4 protein-coding genes are annotated in these 4,121 nt (G+C 66.1%); 2 read left to right on the plus strand and 2 right to left on the minus strand.

Annotation, left to right across the window (positions count from 1 at the left end; genetic code table 11):
* Positions 1-52 precede the first annotated feature (52 nt).
* Complete coding sequence (gene hemW / locus IR187_RS16600) at positions 53-1,234, plus strand: radical SAM family heme chaperone HemW (RefSeq protein ID WP_194955680.1); 1,182 nt, start codon at positions 53-55, stop codon at positions 1,232-1,234.
* Between the two features lie 100 nt (positions 1,235-1,334).
* On the plus strand, positions 1,335-2,225 hold the full coding sequence (locus IR187_RS16605; RefSeq protein WP_194955681.1) for a tyrosine recombinase XerC: 891 nt from the start codon (positions 1,335-1,337) through the stop codon (positions 2,223-2,225).
* Between the two features lie 193 nt (positions 2,226-2,418).
* On the opposite strand, the gene IR187_RS16610 is transcribed toward IR187_RS16605, so the two are convergent.
* Both IR187_RS16610 and gshB read right to left on the minus strand, forming a co-directional pair.
* Positions 2,419-3,030, minus strand: coding sequence for a DedA family protein (locus IR187_RS16610; protein ID WP_194955682.1), 612 nt, complete (start codon positions 3,028-3,030; stop codon positions 2,419-2,421).
* A gap of 25 nt (positions 3,031-3,055) precedes the next feature.
* Positions 3,056-4,006, minus strand: coding sequence for a glutathione synthase (gene gshB / locus IR187_RS16615; RefSeq protein ID WP_194955683.1), 951 nt, complete (start codon positions 4,004-4,006; stop codon positions 3,056-3,058).
* Positions 4,007-4,121: the final 115 nt, after the last annotated feature.

Raw genomic sequence — 4,121 nt, forward strand, 5'->3', positions numbered from 1 at the left:
GCTTGCGGGAGGGGTTGGGGGAGGGCTTGTGGCCACCACGTACCGACCAGAGATGCCCTCCCCCAGCCCCTCCCGCAAGCGGGAGGGGGGCGACGAACCGCTCGCCCTGTATGTCCATTGGCCGTTTTGCGTGTCGAAATGCCCCTATTGCGACTTCAACAGCCATGTCCGCGACAGCGTCGATCAGGCGGTGTGGCGCGACGCGCTGCTCGCCGATCTGCGCCATGAGGCGGCGTTGCTGCCGGATCGAACCGTTGGGTCGATCTTTTTCGGGGGCGGGACGCCCAGCCTGATGCCGCCTGCGACGGTCGCGGCGGTGATCGCCGAGGCCGCGGCGCTATGGGGGCTGACCGAAGATTGCGAGATCACGCTCGAAGCGAACCCCAATTCGGTCGAAGTCGCCGCCTTCGCCGATCTGGCCGCCGCCGGGGTCAACCGCGTGTCGATCGGCGTTCAGAGCTTCGACGCACAAGTTCTTGATTTCTTGGGTCGAGCGCACAGCGGCGACGAGGCGCGGCGGGCGATTGCGGCGGCGCAAAGCTGGTTCGACCGGGTGAGCTTCGACCTGATCTATGCGCGGCCGGGACAGACGCTGGCGGCGTGGGAGGCAGAGCTGTTGGGTGCGCTCGGCTTCGGGACCGGGCATCTGTCGCTCTATCAGCTCACCATCGAACCGGGCACACGCTTTGCGACGCTGGCGGCGAAGGGCGATCTCACCATCCCCGACGGCGATGCCGCCGCGGACCTGTTCGATGCGACGCAGGCGATGACGCGCGCGGCGGGCCTGCCGCGCTACGAGGTGTCGAACCATGCACGGGTCGGGCAGGAGAGCCGCCACAACCTCGCTTACTGGCGCTACGCCGATTACGCCGGGGTCGGGCCGGGCGCGCATGGGCGGCGACTGGGTCAGGCGACCGAGCGCCACAAGAAGCCCGAGAATTTCATCGCGGCGGTGGGACGCAACGGCCATGGCCTCAAGGTCGAAAGCGACTTGCCCGCACACGAGCGCGCGACCGAGGCGATGCTGATGGGGCTGCGGCTGACCGAAGGCGTCGATCTGGCGCGCATCGAGGCGCGGAGCGGGCTGGGGCGCGATGCGTTTGTCGATGCGGATGCGGTGGCGCGGCTGGTGGGGCAGGGGTTGATGCGCGCAGCGGGCGATGGGCTGGCGGTGACCGATGACGGGATATTGCTGCTCGACTCGATCCTTTCCGAGGTGGTCAAAACGCACTAGTCTTTCCGCACCGTTCGTCCCGAGCGAAGTCGAGGGACATGCGGGGTGGAGCCAACGTGTCTCGACTTCGCTCGACACGAACGGATCGAGAGAGACAGTTTTGCCGCAAGATCTGATCCGCGACTGGGATGCCCATCTGGCGCATGAAAAGCGCCGGTCGGAGCATACGCGCCGCGCGTACATTGCGACTGCCGAACGGTTCTGCGCTTTCCTGTCGCAACACCGCGGCGGCGCCGTCGATGGCGCGATGCTGGCGAAACTAACCCCCAACGACCTGCGCGCTTATCTCGCCGACCGCCGCGCCGAGGGGCTGGGCAATGCCTCGGCGGCGCGCGAGCTTTCCGCATTGCGTGGCTTCCTGCGCTTCGTCGGCGGCTCGGGCGCCAGTGTGCCGCCGCTGCGCGGCCCGCGGGTGAAGAAGGGACTGCCACGCCCGGTGTCGCCCGCCGAGGCGCTCGCGCTCGCGCAGGATGTCGAGGATAATGCCCGGCAGGGGTGGACCGGCGCGCGCGATTTTGCGCTGTTGTTGCTGCTCTATGGCGCGGGGCTGCGTATTGGCGAGGCCTTGGGGTTGACCGGTGCAGCGCTGCCGCTCGGCGAGACGCTGCGCGTCACCGGCAAAAGGAACAAGACGCGCGTCGTGCCGATCCTGCCCGCCGTCGCCACGGCCGTGAAGCGCTATGTCGATGTCTGTCCCTTTCCGATCGCGAAGGACGGCGCGCTGTTCCTCGGCGCGCGCGGCGCGCCGCTAGCGCCCGGGGTCGTGCGCGCCAGCGTGCGGACGGCACGCCGTGCGCTCGGGCTGTCCGAACGTACGACGCCGCATGCGCTGCGGCACAGTTTCGCGACGCATCTGCTGGCGGGCGGGGCTGATTTGCGCAGTTTGCAGGAGTTGCTCGGCCATGCGAGCCTGGCGTCGACGCAGGTTTATACCGCGGTCGACGCCGCGCACCTGCTCGATATTTATCGCGCCGCGCACCCGCGGGCTTAATCAGCAAATTTCCCTTCTCCCCTTGCGGGAGAAGGATAGGGAGCCTTATCGCGGAGCGATTAGGCGGACTTGGATGATGAGTTGCGAGCCAAGGGCTCGCGCGGTCGGTTTGCGACCGCAACCCCTCACCCAGCTTCGACTAGGCAGCAAGCTGCCAAGTCTACGCATCCCTCTCCCGCAAGGGGAGAGGGGATTATTGGTCCAAGCGCGTCTTCGGCCGCCACGTCATCACCCGGTACAAATACAGCAACACCAGCGACCCGATCGCAACCAGCGCCACCGGGCCGACGAACGCATCCAGATTGGCGAACTGGCGGCCGAACCAATTGCCCGCCCCGGCCAGCGCGCTGATCCAGATCGTCGATCCCGCCGCGGTCCAAGCCAGAAATTTGGCCTGGTTCATCTTCACCATGCCCGCGGGCAGCGACACCATCGTCCGCGCGACGGGCATGAAACGCGCGACGAACACGATGCCGGGGCCATATTTCAGGAACCAGTTGTGCAGCTTTTCCACCTCGCCCCAATCGAGGGTCAGCCAGCGGCCGTGGCGATCGATGAAGGGTTTGAGCCGCTGATAACCGATCCAGCGTCCGATGCCGTACCACACCCAATTGCCCGCAGTCGTCCCGGCGACGGCTACGGCGACCAGCGTCCAGAAATCGAAATGGCCCTTGGCGACGCCAATGCCGCCAAGCCCCATGATGACTTCGGACGGGATTGGCGGAAACACATTTTCGAGGAACATCAGGATGAAAATCCCCATATAGCCCCAGCTCTGGGTCAGGTTCAGGATGAAATCGGTCATGACGCGGGATAACGCGCGGACGGCGTCAACCGATCCGCCGGACGATCGCGTCCCAGATCATGCCGGCGGTATCGCTGTCGTTGAAGCGGTCGATCGCGACGATGCCGGTCGGCGAGGTGACGTTGATTTCGGTCAGCCATTCGCCGCCGATCACATCGATGCCGACGAAGACCAGCCCGCGGTCCCTGAGCGCCGGACCGAGCGCGGCGCAGATTTCCTGTTCGCGCGGGGTGAGCTCGGCCGCTTCCGCATAACCGCCGACCGCAAGGTTCGAGCGGAACTCGCCCTCGCCGGGTTTGCGGTTGATCGCGCCCGCAACCTCGCCGTCGATCAGCACGATGCGCTTGTCGCCCTGGGCAACGCTGGGCAGGAATTGCTGGACCATGAAGGGTTCGGGCCACACCTGTCCGAACAGCTCGACGAGCGCGCCCAAGTTGCTGCCGTCGGCGTCGATCTTGAACACCGCCTTGCCGCCATTGCCGTGCAGCGGCTTGATGACGACGGCGCCGTGGCGCGCCTGAAAATCCTTTACCGCGTCGAGGTCGCGCGTGACCATCGTCGGCGGCATATATTCGGCATAATCGAGCACGAAGACCTTTTCGGGCGCGTTGCGCACCGAGACGGGGTCGTTGACCACGAGCGTTTCGTGGCGGATGCGTTCGAGCAGCCAGGTGCCGGTGAGGTAACCAAGGTCGAAGGGCGGATCCTGCCGCATCAGCACGACATCGACATCGCGGCCGAGGTCGAGCGTGATTTCGTCGCCAAAGCGGTAATGATCGCCCGCCTCGCGCTTCACGTCGAGGACGCGGTGCGCCTTCGTCGTCAGCCGCCCGGCCTCCCACGTCAGCCCGCGAACGTCGTAGTGATAGAGGGCGTAGCCGCGTTCGAGCGCCTTCAGCATCAGGTGGAAGCTGCTGTCGCCCCCGATGTTGATTTTGTCCATCGGGTCCATTTGCACGGCGGCGCGCAGGGTCATTTTATTCTCCTCACAGCGCGCGCCATCAGGCCGCACGCCTAACTTGAATCGTCATCCCGGCGAAGGCCGGGATCTCGTCGTCGCAATCGGACGCACCGGCGAGATCCCGGCCTTC

The sequence above is a fragment of the Sphingopyxis solisilvae genome (genome assembly GCF_015475875.1).
Taxonomy (GTDB): Bacteria; Pseudomonadota; Alphaproteobacteria; order Sphingomonadales; family Sphingomonadaceae; genus Sphingopyxis; species Sphingopyxis solisilvae.

Bases quoted from the DNA above. Each gene is read 5' to 3' on its own strand.
- hemW (WP_194955680.1), top strand. From the start codon at position 53: ATGCCCTCCCCCAGCCCCTCCCGCAAGCGGGAGGGGGGCGACGAACCG.
- IR187_RS16610 (WP_194955682.1), bottom strand. From the start codon at position 3,030: ATGACCGATTTCATCCTGAACCTGACCCAGAGCTGGGGCTATATGGGG.
- gshB (WP_194955683.1), bottom strand. From the start codon at position 4,006: ATGACCCTGCGCGCCGCCGTGCAAATGGACCCGATGGACAAAATCAAC.